Annotated in this window: 17 protein-coding genes and 1 pseudogene; 8 read left to right on the top strand and 10 right to left on the bottom strand. The window is 72.6% G+C overall.

Annotation, left to right across the window (positions count from 1 at the left end; all coding sequences use genetic code 11):
* Positions 1 to 74: 74 nt before the first annotated feature.
* Positions 75 to 980: an MBL fold metallo-hydrolase gene (locus tag OG819_RS28800; protein WP_266651519.1), complete on the bottom strand. Its 906-nt coding sequence runs from the start codon at positions 978 to 980 to the stop codon at positions 75 to 77.
* A gap of 148 nt (positions 981 to 1128) precedes the next feature.
* On the opposite strand from OG819_RS28800, the gene OG819_RS28795 reads away from it, so the two are divergent.
* Entirely contained in the window at positions 1129 to 1998 is an 870-nt protein-coding gene (locus tag OG819_RS28795; protein ID WP_266651518.1) for a LysR substrate-binding domain-containing protein, read from the top strand.
* A gap of 212 nt (positions 1999 to 2210) precedes the next feature.
* Here OG819_RS28795 and OG819_RS28790 read toward each other — a convergent pair whose 3' ends face one another.
* Positions 2211 to 2717 carry a rhodanese-like domain-containing protein gene (locus OG819_RS28790; protein WP_266622848.1) on the bottom strand — a complete coding sequence of 169 codons (507 nt, stop codon included), beginning with the start codon at positions 2715 to 2717 and terminating at the stop codon, positions 2211 to 2213.
* Positions 2718 to 2880: 163 nt separating this feature from the next.
* Here OG819_RS28790 and OG819_RS28785 point away from each other — a divergent pair, with 163 nt between their 5' ends.
* On the top strand, positions 2881 to 3327 hold the full coding sequence (locus OG819_RS28785; protein WP_266622849.1) for an Lrp/AsnC family transcriptional regulator: 447 nt from the start codon (positions 2881 to 2883) through the stop codon (positions 3325 to 3327).
* Positions 3328 to 3382: 55 nt separating this feature from the next.
* On the opposite strand, the gene OG819_RS28780 is transcribed toward OG819_RS28785, so the two are convergent.
* The 3 genes from OG819_RS28780 to OG819_RS28770 form a co-directional block, all read right to left on the bottom strand.
* On the bottom strand, positions 3383 to 6385 hold the full coding sequence (locus OG819_RS28780; protein ID WP_266651517.1) for an SMC family ATPase: 3003 nt from the start codon (positions 6383 to 6385) through the stop codon (positions 3383 to 3385).
* A gap of 76 nt (positions 6386 to 6461) precedes the next feature.
* Positions 6462 to 7625 carry an exonuclease SbcCD subunit D gene (locus OG819_RS28775; protein ID WP_266651516.1) on the bottom strand — a complete coding sequence of 388 codons (1164 nt, stop codon included), beginning with the start codon at positions 7623 to 7625 and terminating at the stop codon, positions 6462 to 6464.
* 368 nt (positions 7626 to 7993) lie between these two features.
* Positions 7994 to 8620, bottom strand: coding sequence for a YigZ family protein (locus OG819_RS28770; RefSeq protein ID WP_266416863.1), 627 nt, complete (start codon positions 8618 to 8620; stop codon positions 7994 to 7996).
* Between the two features lie 512 nt (positions 8621 to 9132).
* Between OG819_RS28770 and OG819_RS28765 the strand changes: the two genes are divergently transcribed.
* Positions 9133 to 11124, top strand: coding sequence for an amino acid transporter (locus OG819_RS28765; RefSeq protein ID WP_266651515.1), 1992 nt, complete (start codon positions 9133 to 9135; stop codon positions 11122 to 11124).
* Between the two features lie 45 nt (positions 11125 to 11169).
* Here the strand turns inward: OG819_RS28765 and OG819_RS28760 are convergent, their stop codons facing one another.
* Positions 11170 to 11715, bottom strand: a complete 546-nt coding sequence (locus OG819_RS28760; protein WP_266651514.1) for a histidine phosphatase family protein — start codon at positions 11713 to 11715, stop codon at positions 11170 to 11172.
* Positions 11712 to 12392, bottom strand: coding sequence for a hypothetical protein (locus tag OG819_RS28755; RefSeq protein WP_266580801.1), 681 nt, complete (start codon positions 12390 to 12392; stop codon positions 11712 to 11714). The genes OG819_RS28760 and OG819_RS28755 overlap by 4 nt, the downstream gene beginning before the upstream one ends.
* 346 nt (positions 12393 to 12738) lie before the next feature.
* Between OG819_RS28755 and OG819_RS28750 the strand changes: the two genes are divergently transcribed.
* The 3 genes and pseudogenes from OG819_RS28750 (at position 12739) to OG819_RS28740 (ending at position 14205) form a co-directional block, all read left to right on the top strand.
* Complete coding sequence (locus OG819_RS28750; RefSeq protein WP_266651513.1) at positions 12739 to 13419, top strand: response regulator transcription factor; 681 nt, start codon at positions 12739 to 12741, stop codon at positions 13417 to 13419.
* Positions 13420 to 13532: 113 nt separating this feature from the next.
* Positions 13533 to 13757: pseudogene (locus OG819_RS59135) on the top strand (acyl-CoA dehydrogenase family protein); the annotation flags it as partial.
* Positions 13758 to 13887: 130 nt separating this feature from the next.
* Positions 13888 to 14205 carry an acyl-CoA dehydrogenase family protein gene (locus OG819_RS28740; protein ID WP_266651511.1) on the top strand — a complete coding sequence of 106 codons (318 nt, stop codon included), beginning with the start codon at positions 13888 to 13890 and terminating at the stop codon, positions 14203 to 14205.
* Between the two features lie 59 nt (positions 14206 to 14264).
* Here the strand turns inward: OG819_RS28740 and OG819_RS28735 are convergent, their stop codons facing one another.
* Together OG819_RS28735 and OG819_RS28730 are read right to left on the bottom strand one after the other, a co-directional pair.
* Positions 14265 to 14783 carry a MarR family transcriptional regulator gene (locus tag OG819_RS28735; RefSeq protein ID WP_266651510.1) on the bottom strand — a complete coding sequence of 173 codons (519 nt, stop codon included), beginning with the start codon at positions 14781 to 14783 and terminating at the stop codon, positions 14265 to 14267.
* A gap of 62 nt (positions 14784 to 14845) precedes the next feature.
* Positions 14846 to 15511: an SDR family NAD(P)-dependent oxidoreductase gene (locus OG819_RS28730; RefSeq protein WP_266622862.1), complete on the bottom strand. Its 666-nt coding sequence runs from the start codon at positions 15509 to 15511 to the stop codon at positions 14846 to 14848.
* Between the two features lie 389 nt (positions 15512 to 15900).
* On the opposite strand from OG819_RS28730, the gene OG819_RS28725 reads away from it, so the two are divergent.
* Positions 15901 to 16308 carry a CoA-binding protein gene (locus tag OG819_RS28725; RefSeq protein ID WP_266651509.1) on the top strand — a complete coding sequence of 136 codons (408 nt, stop codon included), beginning with the start codon at positions 15901 to 15903 and terminating at the stop codon, positions 16306 to 16308.
* Positions 16309 to 16383: 75 nt separating this feature from the next.
* Positions 16384 to 16824: a GNAT family N-acetyltransferase gene (locus tag OG819_RS28720; protein WP_266622864.1), complete on the top strand. Its 441-nt coding sequence runs from the start codon at positions 16384 to 16386 to the stop codon at positions 16822 to 16824.
* Between the two features lie 19 nt (positions 16825 to 16843).
* On the opposite strand, the gene OG819_RS28715 is transcribed toward OG819_RS28720, so the two are convergent.
* Entirely contained in the window at positions 16844 to 17692 is an 849-nt protein-coding gene (locus OG819_RS28715) for an alpha/beta fold hydrolase (RefSeq protein ID WP_266622866.1), read from the bottom strand.
* Positions 17693 to 17780 lie beyond the last annotated feature (88 nt).

Here is a 17780-nt window from a genome sequence, read left to right as displayed (position 1 = left end):
CACCTCAAGTACGCCGCGTATCAAGTACGCCGCGTATCAAGTACGCCGCGTATCAAGTACGGGGAGTTCCGGACCTACCGGGCGTGCTCGGCGTGTTCGGAGCACAGACAGCCGACGCCCTTCTCGATCCACTCCTGGCCGACCCACTCCGGGTGCCGCTCGGTCATCAGCGCCGAGATCTCCTCCACGATCGTCCGCTCGTCGAGGGCCGAGTCGCGGCGGGCCCAGGTCTCGTCCCGCAGCAGCCGAAGGTAGTCGCGCACGTCGGCCAGCAGCCGCGCACCGCCGATCTCGCCGTGGCCGGGCACCACGATCCCGGGGCTCTCGGCCGCCAGCTTCTCCATCACCGCGATCCAGCGGGTTCCGGACGTGTCGGTGTCGTGCGGCGGGAACCAGGGGAAGATGGCGAACTGCCCGGCTTCCACGAGGTCCCCCGTGAACAGGACGTCCGCGTCCGGCACCCTGACCACCTGGTCGCCCCTGCTGTGGGCCCGGCCGGTGGCCCTCAGCTGCACCACCCGCCCGCCCAGGTCCAGGTCGTACGCCTGGTCGTAGACGACATCGGGCCGCGCGAGTTCGACACCCTGGAGCCGGCGTGCGACCGTCTTGCCGAGCCCCTTGAACATCTCCAGGTATCCCGGCCCCTTCACCTCCAGGTCCTCGGCCTGATCCCGGTTGAGCAGGAACGTCGCCTCCCCGGCGAAGACCTGCGCCCCGAAGGAGTGCTCGGGGTGAAAATGCGTCGTCGTCAGGTACAGCCGACGTCCCTTGGCATGGTCGGCCGCGAACTCCAGCACTTTTTCGGCGTTGCGCGGGCCCATCCCGGTCTCGACGACGAGCACGGCGCTGCGACCGCCGATGACGCCGATGTTGGGCACGAGAGGCACCCGCCGGTCGGGAATGACCACCAGGTCACGGGCCAGCTCCTGAACACCCTCGACGTGGACGACGGGATCCGTCGTCACCGTTTCCTCGGACACTGCGACTCCTCGGTGTTGCGCTGAGCCACCAGTCCAGCGCGGGACGCACGGAGGCGTCCAACACCGATCTCGCCACCCCGATACCACGCGGGTATCGTCGCAGTTGAGAGCGGCCGAGAGAGCGTCTCGGAACAGCGATGGAGCGACGATGGAGCTGCGGACCCTGCGCTACTTCGTGGCAGTCGCCGAAGAACTCCACTTCGGCCGGGCCGCCGCACGACTGCACATGACCCAGCCCCCGCTGAGCCGGGCCGTCAAGCAGCTGGAGACCGACCTCGGCTGCGCACTGCTGCGGCGCTCACCCGCGGGCGTCACCCTCACCCCCGCCGGAGCCCTGCTCCACGACGAGGCACGCGCCCTGCTGGCGCAGGCCGACCGGACGCGGGCCCGGGTGGCCGCCGCGGCCGGCCCGGACACCCTGACCATCGGCACCCTCGCCGACAGCGCCGAGCAGGCCGGCACCCGGCTGGCCGCCGTCTACCGGCACCGACACCCCGCCGTACGCATCCACATCCGCGAGGCCGACCTGACCGACCCGACCATCGGACTGCGGGCCGGCCTTGTCGACGTGGCCCTGACCCGGGCGCCGTTCGACGACACCGGCATCACCACCCGTGTGCTGCGGTCGGACCCGGTCGGCGTGGTCCTGCGCGCCGACGACCCGCTGGCCGACCGCGACCGGCTGCGCCTGGACGAACTCGCCGACCGCCGCTGGTTCCGGTTCCCGGAGGGAACGGACCCGGTGTGGCAGGCCTTCTGGACGGGCCCACCCGATGCCTACGGGCGCCGTGACGGACCCGTCATCCGCACCGCCCACGAATGCCTCCAGTCCGTCCTGTGGAACGACACCGTCGGGCTGATGCCCCTCGCCCACTCCCACGCCCTGCCCGAGGGCCTCACGGTGATCCCCCTGGTGGATGCCCCGCCCAGCGACCTCGTCATCGCGTGGAACAGCGCCCACACCACCCCGCTCATCCGCTCGTTCGTCAGCCTCGCAACGACCCTCCCTCGGACCTAGTGCCGCAGCAGGCAACGTTCGCCCCGTCGCGACGCCCGGCACGCTCCCCCACTGCCTCAAGGGCGCGGGAGGTGCCCCCACTCGCCGCACCGGCCGAAAGCCCAAGTACGTCCAGTACGAGGACTTCCGGCCGGCACGCCCAGAGCACGCACCGGGCGCCGCTCCTTGACGGGCAAACGCTGCCTGCCGCGGCACTAGGACCCCAGGAGCGGTCAACAGCCACAGTCCGCCGCGTCCACCGGAGCCGTCAGCGGGTCCGCCGCGCGCCGCTCGTCTCCCTCCCAGGTCTCGTACGCGAAACCTTCGCGCACCCAGTACTCGAAGCCGCCGAGCATCTCCTTGACCTGGAAGCCGAGTTCGGCGAGGGCGAGGGCGGCGCGGGTCGCGCCGTTGCAGCCGGGTCCCCAGCAATAGGTGACGACGGGCACCGACTTGTCGAGGAGCCGCTCGGCCTGCTCGGGGACGAGCGCGGTGGGCAGATGGATCGCGCCGGGCACGTGCCCCTGGTCCCAGGACGCGGTCGAGCGGGAGTCGAGGACCACGAAGCCGGGGTCGCCGCCGGCCGCGAGCGCGGAGGCGACGTCGGAGACGTCGGCGTGGAAGGCGAGGCAGGCGCCGAAGTGGGCGACGGCCGCGGCCGGGGACGCCGGGGCGACGCGCAGAACGGCGTTCGTCATGGTCGCGGTGCTGGTCACAGTGGTGCCGCCGGTCACAGTCATGGTCTGGCCTTTCCTCCCTGCCCCCGCCGGACCGGCACCTTCGCCGTACCGGTCTCACGGGGACTTCCTGGCCAGAAATCTACGGTCGGTGATCCTCTTCCTGAAGTGGGGATCCACGGCATCACTCTTGATCGGCCGGGGATTTCCCTGCTATCCATCGCTCATGACCGCGTATTCCCCGGACGCCACCGACTGGCACATCCTCGATGTCCTCCAGCGCGAGGGCAGGGCCAGCTTCGCGGAGCTGGCCCGTGCCGTCTCGATGTCCGCGAGCGCGGTCACCGAGCGGGTGCGCCGCTTGGAGGAGGCGGGCGTCATCCAGGGGTACGCGGCCGTCGTCGACCCGGAGCGCCTCGGTCTGCCGATCCTGGCCTTCGTGCGGCTGCGCTACCCGAACGGCAACTACAAACCGTTCCACGACCTCGTCGGGGCGACGCCCGAGATCCTGGAGGCGCACCACGTCACGGGCGACGACTGCTTCGTCATCAAGGTCGCGGCGCGCTCGATGAGCCACCTGGAGGAGATCTCCGGCAGGATCGGCACCCTGGGTTCGGTGACCACGAGTGTCGTGTACTCCTCACCGCTCCCCCGGCGCCCCTTGGGTCACTGATCCCCCGCTGACCCGGCCCACGCCGGGCCGCCGAATCGGTCCTGGACGCCCCGCTTCAGTCCTGGACGCCCCGCTGCCGTACGACCGATCCCGTTCTGCCCTTCACGACCTCCAGCTGGGCGTGGATACGCCGCCGCAGGTCCGCGACGTGGCTGACGATGCCCACGCTGCGGTCACGCTCCCGCAGTGAGTCGAGCACGTCGAGGACCTCGTCCAGGGTCTGGTCGTCGAGGCTGCCGAAGCCCTCGTCGATGAAGAGCGTGTCCAGCCGCACTCCACCGGCCTCGTCCGTGACGACGTCCGCGAGGCCGAGGGCCAGCGCGAGCGAGGCGAAGAACGTCTCGCCCCCGGAGAGCGTCGCCGTGTCGCGCTCCCGGCCGGTCCAGGCGTCCACGACGTGCAGTCCGAGTCCGCTGCGGCCACGGCCCGCGCGGTCGTCGGAGTGGACGAGGGTGTAGCGCCCGGAGGACATGCGCTGCAACCGTACGGTCGCGGCGGCGGCCACCTGTTCCAGGCGGGCGGCGAGGACGTACGACTCCAGCCGCATCCTGCGCTCGTTCTCCGCCGAGGTGCCCGCGGCCAGCCCGGCCAGGCGTGCCACCCGGTCGAACTCCTCGCGCAGCGGCGCGAGCCGGCGCACGGACGTGCCCGCGCGCGTGGACAGCCGGTCCAGTTCCGCGCAGCGGCGGGCGGCCTCGTCCTGGGCGGAGGCGGTCTCCCGCAGCCGTCGGGCGGCGGACTCGGCGGCCCGTTCGGCGGCGGCCAGGTCGGCGGCCGGCTGCCGTGCGGCGGCGGCCGTGTCGGCCTCGGCGAGCACGGCACGTACCGCGCTCTCCTCCAACTGCCAGGCGTCGAGGCGTCGTTGGAGGTCCCGGTGGGCTGCGTCGTCGAGCAGCGCGGCGGCCGCGGCCTGGGGGGTGTCGAACCCGGCGCGGAAGGCCGCGTCGGACAGGCGCGCGTCGGCGTCCTTGAGACGCTGCGCGGCATCCTCGGCCGCGCGCACAGCGTCCGCGGCCTGCGTGAGCAGCGCGGCCTGCCGCTCCAGCTGGGCGGCGCGCGCGGCGACGCTGTCGGCGGCGCCCCGGGCCTGCGTCAACTCCTCCTCCAGGGAGGCCCTTTCGCGGTCGTTCCGGTCCCGGTGGGAGACCCGGGCGGCGGCGCGCAGTGCGGCCTCCTGCTGGGCCACGACCCGCCGCTCGCGCTCGAGCCCGGCATGCGCGAGCCGCTCCCGCGCGGCGTGCAGTCCGGATCCCGCAGCCCGCGCCTCGGCGTAGTGCCGCTCCAACTCGTCTGCCTGTTCGGCGAGTTGTGCGGTCGGCGCGTCGCCCGCCTCGGCGGTGGCGGCCGCCACCGCCTCGCGTACGACGCCGAGCCGCCGCTCGTCCGCGGTGGCCTGCTCGTCGGCACGCTGGTACGCGTCGAGCGCCCGCTCCTCGGCCTCCCGGTCGACGTGTCCGTCGATCCTGCGCGCGGGCTCGGGGTGTTCGGTGGCGCCGCACACGGCGCAGGGCTCGCCGTCGACGAGACCGGCGGCGAGTTCCGCGGCGATGCCCTGAAGACGCTGTTCCTTCAGGTCGAGCCAGTGGGCCCGCGCGTCGGTCGCTCGTTCACGGGCGGCAAGGGCCTGGGCGTGGGTGGCGGCCGCGTCCCGGGCGAACTGGTCGCGCCGACGGGCCGCCCTGAGCCGCGCCTGGGCGGGATCGCGCTGTACGGCGAGCTGCTCCGCACGCGTGGCGGCCTCCTGCGCGGACTCGATGCGCGCCTGGAGGTCGGCCCGGGTCGCCTCCCAGGTGGCGAGCCAGCTCTCGGCGTCCTGGCGGACGTCGTCGTCCTCGCGCTCCTGGCGGTCCAGGGAGGCGCGCTCCTGGGTGAGTTCGCCGAGTCGGCGCTCCGCCCTGCGGGCCGACTCCAGGCCGCCGAGCTCCTCGGCCGCCTTGCGCGCCGCCGCCGCCAGCCCGGGCGCACCGGCTCCGGCGTAGGTGTCCGGCAGGGCGAGACGCGCGCGTGCCTCGGCCGTCGCCGCGCTCCGGTGCTCGGCCTCGGCGGCGTCGCGCAGATCGAGCGCGGGGGCCACCGCCTCCGCCTTGCGCGCCCGCTCCATCAGCGCCTGCGCCTCCTGATGGGCGTCGGCGCGCTCCTCCAGCCGCGCGGCGCGCTCCCGCGCCTCGGTGAACCTGCGCTGCAGCCGGGCGACTTCGCGTACGTCGTCGAGTACGCGGTCGGCCGCGGTCTGCGCGGACTCCGCGGCCGTACGTGCGCCGCGCGCGAGGGTCAGCCGCTCGCGGGCCGTGCTGCGGGCCACGGCGGCCCAGGTCAGGACGGCCTCGGCGAGACCGGGCTCACCGGGTGCGAGATCGGGCAGCGGCACCTCGACGATGTCTCCGGCGGCCTGCTGCATACGGTGCGCGTCGGCGAGCAGCGCCGCGTCGCCCTCCCGCGCTTCGGCCTCGGTGGCCCGGCGCCGCTCCGCGAGCCGCTTCTCGACCTCTGCGAAGCGGTGGGTGTCGAAGAGCCGGCCGAGCAGCTTGCCGCGGGCCTCGGCGTCGGCCCGCAGGAAGCGGGCGAAGTCGCCCTGGGGCAGCAGCACGACCTGGCAGAACTGCTCACGGCTCATGCCGAGCAGTTGGGTGATCTCCTCGCCGATCTCCTGGTGGGAGCGGCTGAGATCCTTCCAGGTGCCCGCCGACGCCTCGTACTCGCGCAGCCAGCTCTGCGCCTTTTCGGTGGTCGTGCCCGTACCGCGCTTCTTGGGGCGGGCCCAGGGCGGCTGCCGGGTGACCTCCAACCGGCGTCCCGCGACGGTGAGTTCGAGAGTGATCTCGGTGCGCGTCGCGGGTGCCGCGTGGTCGCTGCGCAGGGTCTGGCCCTGGCCGCTCTGGCGGGCGCCCGGGACCGCCCCGTACAGCGCGTAGCAGACGGCGTCGAGGACGGACGTCTTGCCCGCGCCCGTCGGCCCGTGCAGCAGGAAGAGCCCGGCCGCCGACAACTCGTCGAAGTCGACGCTCTGGGTGCCTCCGAAAGGCCCGAAGGCGGTGATGTCCAGGCGGTGCAGCCTCATCGGGCCTCCTTCAGGTCGCGCGGGCCCCGCACGCCTCGCATGTCCTGCCTGTCCTGCGCGTCCCGTGTGCGTGGTGTCACCGGGCGACCTCCCGGACGGCCTCGTCGGCGCGGACGGCGTCGAACGCGCCCCTCAGCACGGCCCGCTCGTCGGCGTCGGGGCCCGCGCCGCGCACATGGGCCACGAAGTCCTCCGCGATCTCCTGCTCGCTGCGGCCGGCGAGCCGCCGGGCGTAGGAGACGTCCGGGTCCTCGGGTGCCCGCTCCGGGTCGAAGACGAGGCTGAGCGTGTGCGGGAAGCGCTCGGTCAGCCGGGCCATGGGCTCGGCGGGGCGCACCGGGTCGGTGAGGGTCGCCTCGACCCACGCCTCCTCGTGGCGCGTCAGCAGCGGATCGGCGAGCAGGTCTTCCAGGTGACCCCGGACGCGGGCGAGCTTGCGGGGAACGGGACAGTCCACCCGCTCCGCGCCCACGAAGCCCTCCGGCCCCAGGTCCACCAGCCACATGCTCTTGTGGTGGTCGACCTCCGAGAAGGAGTAGGGCAGCGGGGAGCCGGAGTAACGCACGCGCTCGGTGATGGTCTGGCTGCCGTGCAGATGGCCCAGTGCGGCGTAGTCGACGCCGTCGAAGACCCCGGCGGGTACGGCGGCGACCCCGCCGACGGTGATGTCCCGCTCGCTGTCACTGGCCGCCCCGCCGGTGACGAAGGCGTGGGCGAGGACCACCGAACGGGTGCCCCGCCCGCGCGTGGCGAGGTCGGCGCGGACCCGGTCCATGGCGGCGGCGAGGACGGCTTCGTGCCCCGCCTTCTCGACACCGAACTCGGCCTTGACCAGGGCCGGTTCGAGATAGGGCAGGCCGTAGAAGGCCACGTCGCCGTGGTCGTCGGCGAGGATCACCGGCGTGCCGCACGCGGAGGGCTCGGTCCGCAGGTGGATGCCCGCACGGCCGATGAGCCCGGCGCCGACGCCGAGCCGACGCGCCGAGTCGTGGTTTCCGGAGATCATCACCGTGGGCGCCCCGAGGTCGGCGAGCCGGTGCAGCGCGTCGTCGAAGAGCTCGACGGCGGCCAGCGGCGGCACCGCCCGGTCGTAGACGTCTCCGGAGACGACCACGGCGTCCACGTCGCGCTCACGCGCGGTGGCGACGAGGTGACCGATGAACCCGGCCTGGGCATCGAGCATGTTGACCCGGTGGAAAGCCCGGCCGAGATGCCAGTCGGACGTGTGCAGAATCCTCAAGGCGCCACTCCGACCCGCATGTTTCCCCTTACTACGCCCTGAAACCAGCACCCACCAGCACGGGCCTCCCTGTCAGCACCGACCACGCTAACGCCTGTCCGCCCCTGATCTCTCACGGATCGCGTTCCGCCGACGGCATCCGATGCGATATATCCCTCTATATCCTTATTGATTTACCCTTATTGATTTGGATGACGGCGCACTCCGGGCCATGGGGGTGGCGGAGCCGTGGGCAAGCCGTTCGATGCCCGGGAGGTGCACATCTGGCGCGTCCGCGGCGGCAGGATCATCGACCTGGAGGTCCATGTCGAAACCCCCTGATGCTGGAGGCGCTCAAGCCGTAACCGCTCACGGGGCCCTTGCCGGCCCTAAGCGTCCCCGTACGCCTCTCCGCCGAGTTCGAACCCGGCCGTCCCGGCGGTGGCGTCGGCGAGCCAGGCGCGGAAGGCCCCCACCTCGGTGTCCGGCAGCCCGATCTCGATCGTGACGGCCTCGCCGTACCGGACGTCACGGACCTCGCGCCCGGTGGATCGCAGGTCGTTCTGTATCTTGCCGGCACGCTGGTGGTCGACCGTGACCGTGGCCAGCCGGAAGCGTTTGCGCGTGAGGGTGCCGAGGGCGTCCAGCGCCTCGCCGACCGAGCCGCCGTACGCCCTGATCAGTCCGCCCGCGCCGAGCTTGACCCCGCCGTAGTAACGGGTGACGACAGCGACGACGTACCGCATGTCGCGGCGCAGCAGCATCTGGAGCATGGGCACGCCCGCGGTGCCGCCGGGTTCGCCGTCGTCGCTCGCCTTCTGGACGGCGGCGTCGGCTCCGATGACGTACGCGTAGCAGTTGTGCGTGGCGTCGGCGTGCTCCTTGCGGACGCCCGCGATGAACTCCTGGGCCTCCCGCTCGGTGGCCGCCGGGGCGAGGGCGCACAGGAAGCGGGAGCGGTTGACCTCGGTCTCGTGCACACCCGCGCGGGCCACTGTGCGGTACTCGTCCTGCATCACGCCAGCGTATGCGCTTCCCGCGCGGGTACGTCACGGCGGACCCGGCCCGCGCGGCGCGGGCCGGGTCCGCCGGTGGTCTCGTCGGTCCGGCGAGGGAGCGCGGCTCGCCGCGCAGCGGTGGCAGCACGCGGCGGACCCGGCGGCCGCGCACCCGGCGGCCCGGGATCGCCGGAAGCCCGGCCCCGGCCACGGCCGCGGCGGGCCGACCTCCACGCCTTCGGCCCCGCCGCGTACCGCGCCCGACCGCGCCGCCGGGTCCGCCGGTGGTCGCCTCCGGCGGACGCACCACGCCCCGGCCGGGCACGCGAGCGCCCCGGTCGAGGCGCCCCGAGCCTCACGCCATCGCCCCGGCGAGAGCACGACAGCCCAGGTCGACTGGCGGCCGACCCCGGTCGCCGACCCCCGGACGTCCGGGGGCGGCTCCGGTGCGCGGGGCAAGGTGGTGGATACTCGCTCCTCGTTGCCCGAAGCCGGATCGCCGGCCCGACCGATCGCAGGGAGATCGCAGCATGACCGGCACCCAGGTGGACACTTCGGACTCCGCCGAGCCTCTCGAACGCGAGCCCTCGGCAGCCGCGCCGCGCTGGCGCGCGTGGCTTCTGGAGGGGCTCAGCGAGCAGTCGGCCAAGCACCCCGGCCCGCACGCCACCCCGGACGCCGAGCACCAGGGCCACAAATGGTGGCGGGTGATGTGCCTCACCGGCGTCGACTACTTCTCCACGCTCGGCTACCAGCCGGGCATCGCGGCGCTCGCCGCCGGACTGCTCTCCCCGCTCGCGACGCTCGTCCTGATCGCGCTCACCCTCTTCGGTGCCCTGCCGGTCTACCGTCGCGTCGCCAAGGAGAGCCCGCACGGCGAGGGTTCGATCGCGATGCTGGAGCGGCTGCTGCCCTGGTGGGCCGGGAAGATCTTCGTCCTGGTGCTGCTCGGCTTCGCGGCCACCGACTTCCTGATCACGATCACTCTGTCCGGAGCGGACGCCTCCGCACACGTCGTGGAGAATCCTTTCTCTCCGCACTGGATGCACGGCGGGAACACCTGGATCACCCTCCTCCTCATAGCCGCGCTGGGCGCCGTCTTCCTGAAGGGCTTCAAGGAGGCGATGGGCATCGCGGTGGTGCTCGTGGCCACCTACCTCACCCTCAACGTCGTGGTCCTGACCGTCTCGGCCTGGCAGGTGCTCAGCCACCCGGTCAAGATCGGCAACTGGACGGACGCGTTGACGGCCGCACACTCCTCGCCGCTCGGGATGATCGGCGTGGCGCTCCTCGTGTTCCCGAAACTGGCGCTGGGCATGTCCGGCTTCGAGACGGGTGTGGCGTTGATGCCGCAGGTCGAGGGCGACCCGACGGACACGTACGAGAAGCCGACGGGCCGGATCCGCGAGACCCGCAGGCTGCTCACCGCGGCCGCCGTGATCATGAGCGGCTTCCTGCTGCTGTCCAGCCTGGCGACGACGATCCTGATCCCACAGGACGAGTTCAAGAGCGGCGGCTCGGCGAACGGCCGTGCCCTCGCCTACCTGGCCCACCAGCACCTGGGCGAGGCCTTCGGCACGGTCTACGACATCTCGACCATCGCGATCCTCTGGTTCGCGGGCGCCTCCGCGCTCGCCGGCCTCCTCAACCTCGTCCCGCGCTATCTGCCGCGCTACGGCATGGCGCCCGAGTGGACCCGCGCCGTCCGCCCCCTCGTGCTGGTCTTCATGGCGGCCGCCGTCCTCATCACGCTGTGGTTCCACGCGAACGTCGACGCCCAGAGCGGCGCGTACGCGACCGGCGTCCTGGTCCTGATGTTCTCCGCGGCCTTCGCCTCGGCGGTCGCCGTCCACCAGCGGGGCCACCGCGTCGCCGTGATCGGCTTCGGCGCGATCACCGCGGTCTCCGGCTACACCCTGGTCGCCAACGGCATCGAACGCCCCGACGGCATCAAGATCGCGCTGATCTTCATCCTGGCGATCCTGATCACCTCGTTCGCCTCCCGGGTGCGCCGCGCCTTCGAACTGCGCGCCGCCGAGGTCACGTTCGACGAGACCGCGGCCCGTTTCATCGACGAGGCCGCGGCGAGCGGCCCGCTGCGGCTGATCGCCAACGAGCCGCACGAGCACAGCACCCGGGAGTACCGCGCAAAGGAGTACAGCCAGCGCGAGCAGACGCACATCCCGGACGGCCGTCCCGTGCTGTTCCTGGAGGTGTTCGTCACGGACTCCTCGGACTTCACCGCCGACCTCGCCGTGCACGGCGAAGAGAAGTACGGCGTGCGCAGGCTGCGCGTCGAGGGCGCGACGGTGCCCAACACCATCGCGGCCGTCATGATGCGGCTGCGCGACCACACCGGTCAGGTCCCGCACGCCTACTTCAACTGGACCGAGGGCAACCCCGTCGGCCACCTGATCCGCTTCCTCGTCTTCGGCGACGGCGAGGTCGCCCCGGTCACCCGCGAGGTGCTCCGGCGAGCCGAGCCGGATCCCGAGCGCAGGCCCCGGATCCACGTCGGCTAGCCGTTCCTCCGGCCCGTCGGTCCCTCTTCCTTCCCTCCCGCCCCGTCAGTCCTTCTTCTTGCCCCGTGGCAGGGTCATGCCCGTCAGCAGCGCCGTGCCCGGGGCGAGCGCGTCCCAGGAGTCCCCGTGCCAGGCGAGGACCGCTGTCGCGGAGGTCGGGAACTTCGTCCGTACGTCGTCCAGCGCGTCGTCGAGGCTGTCCCCGGCCAGTTCGAGCACGAGTTCCTCCAAGCCGGGGTTGTGCCCGATCAGCAGCAACGTCCCGATGTGGTCGGGGACTTCGTGCAGGGCCGCCAGCAACTCCGGTACCTCGGCGCCGTACAGCCGCCGGTCGAACCGTACGGGTGGCGGGGTGCCCCACTGCCGCGCCGCCAACTCCCAGGTCTGGCGGGCGCGTACCGCGGTGGAGCACAGGGCGAGGTCCGGCAGACAGTCGGACTCGGCGAGGGCGCGCCCGGCGGCGGGGGCGTCGCGGCGGCCGCGCGGGGCGAGGGGGCGCTCGTGGTCGGCGACGCCGATCGGCCACGCGGACTTGGCGTGCCGCAGGACGACGAGTCGGCGCAGCGGACCGGTTCCGGCGCGCCCGGTCACCGCTGCGCCCCGATGTCACGGGTGAGTTCGAGCCCGAGGAGACGGTCCGCGTAGGCGTACGTCTCGAAGCGGGCGCCGTCCGGCACGTCGTCCGCGTGCTCGAGGCGCCGCAGCACCTCCAGTACGGCGGGTACGTCGAGGTCGTCCTCCCATGCGGCGCGCAGTTCCTGTCGTACGCGCTCGGGGACGGGCTTGGACGGCCGGGTGGCCCAAGTGGCGACGGACTCGCGCCAGCGCGCGAGCGTCTCGCGGGCGCCGTCGAGGTCGGCGGTGGCGAGGTCGACGGGCTGCCGGCGGGGGGCCGCGAGCAGGACCATCCGCAGCAGCGACAGGTCGGCCTCGCCGCTGACCGGGGCGACCTCGACCCGGATGCCCTCCCCCGCTGTGGCGTCGGGCGCGAGCACATGCAGGGCCGGGCCCGCACCGCTCCGGTCGCCCTCGGCCCGGCGGATGCCGAGCGCGTCGGCGCGCGCCCGGAGTTCCGCGGGCGGGTCGGCCACCGTGACGACGGGGGTCCCACCGAGTTCCAGGGTCCTGGCGAGCACGTCGGCGACCAGCAGCACCCGTAGGGCGGACAGATCGTCCCGCTCCACGTGGGCCTCGAGGCGGGTCAGGCTCCGGCGGGCAGGGACGGCATCAGTGGGCTCGCCCGTTCGGGCGTCGGTGATACGCAGCACGGGGCGAGCGTAGGCGGGCGGGCGTCCCGGCGCAGGGAAGTGGGCCCATTCCGGACAGGCGGGTTCCCTTCACGGCGGGAGAATCCGCACGTGGGCGCGGTGCCGGTGGGAGGGCGAGGACGGCAGGGGGCCGTATCCCGTGCGCCCTTCCCCGGCTGTCACCCCCGCACAACGGAGTGATGGTTCCACCCCAGTGGTGTAGCCCGCTGCACCAAGGGTCCGGGAGGGCGCTCTCTCGTGAGCGGGGGCGGGGGACGGAAGGGTTGATCCCAGCGGACAACAGCCCGTCGACCTCGGAGATCTCCCCTCCGCACGCTCCTCCGGCCCGGAAGAGGACCTCACCCCCATGACCATCCGTGTCCTGCTCGCCGACGACCAAGCCCTGCTGCGGGCGACGTTCCGCATCCTGATCGACTCCTGCGCCGACATGGAAGTGGTCGACGAGGCCTCCGACGGCCGGGCGGCGGTCTCGCTCGCCCGCGCCCACCACCCCGACGTCGTCCTCATGGACATCCGTATGCCGGGCGCCGACGGCCTCACCGCCACCGCCACCATCCGCGCGGACCCCGACCTCTCCACCACCCGCGTCCTCATCCTCACCACGTTCGAGACCGACGAGGACGTGGCCCGTTCCCTGCGCGCCGGAGCCAGCGGCTTCCTCGGCAAGGACGTCACCGCGGACGAACTCCTGGCCGGCATCCGCACCGTGGCCGCGGGCGAAGCGCTCCTCTCTCCCCGGGCCACGCACACCCTGGTCACCCACTTCCTCGCCTCCCCCGCGCCCAGGGCCCAGTCGGCGCTTCCCGGACAGCTGGCCGCTCTCACCGCCCGCGAGCGGGAGGTGACCGCGCTGGCGGCCGAGGGCAAGTCCAACGACGAGATCGCCGAGGAACTCGTCGTCAGTCCGCTGACCGTCCGCACCCATGTGCACCGCGCCATGACCAAACTCCACGCCCGGGACCGGGCCCAACTGGTCGTCATCGCCTATCGGTGCGGGCTCGTACAGGTCCCGCAGCCCCGGGAGTGAGCGCGCTCGGCCCGCGCGTCGGCCCTCTGGCCACAGCGGCCCGCCGTGAGCGAGAATGCCGTATGCCAGAATTAGAGAATGTGACTTATGCCACTCACTAGGGGGCGCGACTCGTGGACCTGGACTTCACGGACGACCAGACGGCGCTTCGGGACACGTTGCGCACGTTCTTCGAGAAGGAGTCGTCCACCGCGGCCGTGCGCGCGGCGGAGCCACTCGGGTTCGACGGTGCGCTGTGGCGGAAGGTCGTCGACCTGGGGCTCGCCGCGATCGCCGTACCCGAGCACCTCGGTGGTGGCGGCGCGGGTTTCGTGGAACTGGCCGTCGCTGCGGAGTGCCTCGGGCAGTCCCTCGCTCCCGTACCCCTGATCGAGGCGGCGGTGGCGAACGACCTCATCGCGTCGCTGCCCGACGAGCGGGACCCCCGTCTGGAGCCCCTCACCGCACGCGCCGTCGCGGGCGAGCCGGATGGCGGTCGACGAGGAGGTCACACGCCTGCTCGCCCTCCGCAACCGCTGGCGCGCCCAGAAGGGCGAACTCCCCGGCGTCGAGGGCTCGATGTGGAAGCTGTTCGCCACGGAGGCCGCGCAGCGCCACTCCGGCGACATCCTCGACATCCTGGGCGCCGAGGGCGTACTGGCCCCCGAGGCGGCCGGCGCCCCCGCGGGCGGCAGGTTCGAGGAAGGCTTCCGGGCGGCGGTGGTCGGCACCATCTACGGTGGGACGAGCGAGATCCTCCGGGAGATCATCGCGGAGCGCCACCTCAGGCTGCCCAGGAACCGGTAGCGCCACGGGGCCCCGCAGGGCTGGCGAGGAACGTCCGCCCCGAGACGAACCCCCCGGCGTCAGGCCTTGGGAGAGCCCTCGGGCAGCAGGTCGATCTCGTCCTCGGCGTGCTCGTAGAAGTCGTCGGCGAGCCGATGGCACAGCGTGGCGAGCTGCCGCAGCTCCTCCGGTGACCAGTCCGCCAACGCCACCGTCATGCCTCGGCAGCTCGCCTCACGTACGCGGTCGACCGCGTCCCGGCCGGTCGGCGTGAGCTCGATGCGCTGGGCCCGGCGGTCGTTCGGGTCCGGGACTCTGGTCAGATGTCCGGCCTTCTCCAGCTGCTGCACCTGCCGGGTCACATGGGACGCCTCGACGGACAGCAGGTTCGCCAGCTCGCTGGGGCGCAGCGAGCCGGAGTCGGCGACCTGCCGCAGCAGCGCCACGGCGGCTCGGTCCAGAGGAAGCCCGGCCAGCGCCATGAGACGCTCATGCTGACGAACCCTGCTGGTCAGATACGAGATGCGGGTGAGCGCACGCTCGATCTCGGCCACGTCCGTCAACGAGGGATCGGCCGCTGGGGGCGGTGGTGTGGGCATGGGACGAGCTTAACGTCCACTTGCATGAGTCAAGCAATACGGGCCTGTTCGGACTCCGCGGGTCAGGAGTCGAGGTCGTCGGCGAAGTGCCGGTAGCCGTGCCGGTCCCGGTGGATGTTCCAGAGGGACTCCGCCAGCGCGGCGGGGTCCTTCCTGGGGTGTCCGGGGCTGATCGCGCCGGGGATGACGAGTTGCGCGACGTGGATGCCCTCGTCGGCGAGCACGCCGTGCAGGAGGTGTCCGTAGGCGCTCTCCGCGGCGAAGGCGAGGGAGGTGCCGGCCCGGTCGGGGTGGGGTACGGCGGCGGTACCGCCGTTGACGAAGAGGATGGTGCCGCGGCCGAGGGCGCGCATGCCGGGCAGTACCTGGTGCACGGCGGCGACGGGGCCGTACACCGAGAACTCGATCGGGCCCACGAGATCGGCGGGGGTGGTCTCCAGGACGGGGCGCATGAACTCCCGCTGCGGGACCGGGCTGTACTGCATGACCTCGATGGGCCCCAGGGTCGCGGTCGCCGCGTCCAGCGCCGCTTCGAGGGCCTTCGGGTCGCGTACGTCGGCCGCGAAACCGCGTGCTGTCAGGCCCTCGCCGGCCAGATCCGCGGCGAGCGCCCGCGCCCGGTCCGCGCTGCGTGTGATGAGGGCGACGTCGAACCCCTCGCGGCCGAACCGCCGTGCGACGGCGACTCCGAGGCCGGGTCCGGCTCCGATGATGGCGATGGTGGTCATGGTCTTCCTTGGGGCCTCGGGGGTGGGGCAGCCTACGAGGGGCAGCATGCCCCCGGTGGGCACCCCGCCGCTCGTCCCTCACGGCGACGCCCCGTACGAAGGCCCTCGGGTGGCGCCTCGTACGGGGTGCCCTCAGGGCGTTGACGAGGTTCCGGCCCGGGAAGCGCGTCCACAGTGACAGCTCGGGCCGACCAGGTCCTCGTTGGTGTGGGGACCGTACACGTCGGCGGTGTCGATGAGGGTGGCGCTCGGGTCCCTTGACACGGCCCCCCCACGCCACGGGGAATCAGCGTGTGCCTCATGCTGTTGTCCGGCTGAGCGAGCAGACGGGCCGCTGCGGCCCACGGCAGTCCACGACAGTCCTTGACACCAGACCCAGGAGGCCGACCGTGTACGGCGACCCGGCAACGATCCGCAAGATCCTCACCGAACTCGGCGACACCTGGGCGATCGTCGGCCTCTCGTCCAACGAGCGGCGCGCGGCGTACGGAGTCGCCTACGTCCTTCAGCGCTACGGCAAGCGGATCGTCCCCGTGCACCCGAAGGCCGAGACCGTCCACGGCGAGAAGGGCTACCCCTCGCTCGACGCGATCCCGTTCGACGTCGATGTCGTCGACGTCTTCGTCAACAGCGACCTCGCGGGGCCCGTCGCCGACGAAGCCGCCACCGTCGGCGCCAAGGCCGTCTGGTTCCAGCTCGGCGTCATCGACGAGGGCGCGTACGACCGTACCCGCGCCGCCGGACTCGACATGGTCATGGACCGCTGCCCCGCCATCGAGATCCCCCGCCTCGGCTGACCGACGTTCGCGCGCCAAGCCGGTTCGCGGCAAACCCGGTTGACGGCCCGTGGTGGGGATGGGTTTGCTGCTCCGGTGTCCACTCTCCGTTTCCAGCAGTCGGACGACGAGGCCGGTCTCAAGGACTGGCGGTACGTCCACAATGTCATCGTGCCTCCCGCCGCCCTGTCGCTCGACGAGGTCCGTGAGCGTGCCGGGCGCAACCACTTGGAGGTCGTGTACCTCGGCGACGTCCTGGTGGGCTGCTCGACCGTACGTCCGCCGAAGGACGGCGGCTCGACGGCGACGGTGATCGCCCGGGTACTGCCCGAACACCGTCGGCAGGGGTTCGGCGAGGAGCTCTACGAGCGCGGGCTGGAGCGGGCTCGGGCGCTGGGCGCGGAGATGATCGAGACGGTCGTACTGGCGTCCAACGAGGACGGGCTGCGGTTCGCCGTGCGGCGCGGGTTCGTCGAGATCGAGCGGTATGTGCTGCCGGGCGAGACGGCCGAGTGGGTCGACCTGCGGCTGGCCTGAACCCGGTGGTGCGCAGCGGTCACCGCGCCCGGTCGAGGAAGGCCGTCACGGTGGCCGTGAAGCGCCCGGGGTCGTCGAGCCACGGGTGGTGGCCGGCCCCCGGCTGAACGGTCAGTTCCGCGTCGGGGAACAGCTCCGCGACGGCGGCGGCCACCCGCGGCAGTGGGCCGCTGTCGAGTTCGCCCGCGAGCAGCAGGACCCGTGCGTCCAGCTCGGCGACGACGGCGCGGGCCACGGCTGGTTCGAAGGCGCCGGCGGACGCGTACAGGTCCGCGGCCTCCTCGTTGGTCTGTTCCGCCTCGGTCCCGGCGTGCGCCTGTGCGGTCGCGTCCCAACGGCCGTAGAAGAACGGGGCGACAGCGTCCCAGTCGGCATCGGCCGTCGAGCCCGCCCAGATCCGTTCGTAGGCGTCGTACGCTTCCTCGAACCACGGCTCGGCCTTGCGCCGCGCCGCCGCCTCCCGGCGGTGCTCCTCGGTGAAGTCGACGCCGAGGGCGCGGGCGCGAGCGGTGACGAGTGTGAGGGTGCGGACGCGGTCGGGATGCCGGGCCGCGTAGAGGAGCGCGAGGTCGCCCGCAGCCGAGTGGGCGAGGAGATCCACTCGCTCCAGCCCGAGGTGCGCCCGGAAGGCCTCGACGTCGTCCACCTGCCCGTCGCAGCGGTACGTCGCCGGGTCGGCCGGGACGGCGGAGTCGCCGGTCCCCCGCAGATCCAGCAGGAACAGCCGACGGTGTCGCGACAGCCCGCCGAGATCGCCGAGGTAGGCGGAGGCACGCATGGGACCACCGGGCAGACAGAGCAGCGGCTCGCCCTGGCCCGTGACGTGGTAGGCGAGTTCGGTCCCGTCGGGGGCGGAGAGGATCGGCATTCCGTCATCCTCATGACGCCGACACCCTCGGGGCAAGCGTTTTTGCGCACGCCTCGGGGGGGTCCCCGGGCCGAGGACGTCCAGGTCG

It is taken from the genome of Streptomyces sp. NBC_01549, assembly GCF_026339955.1.
GTDB lineage: Bacteria > Actinomycetota > Actinomycetes > Streptomycetales > Streptomycetaceae > Streptomyces.
The sequence above is the reverse complement of the archived record's forward strand: the minus strand, read 5'-3'. Positions and strand labels throughout refer to the sequence as shown.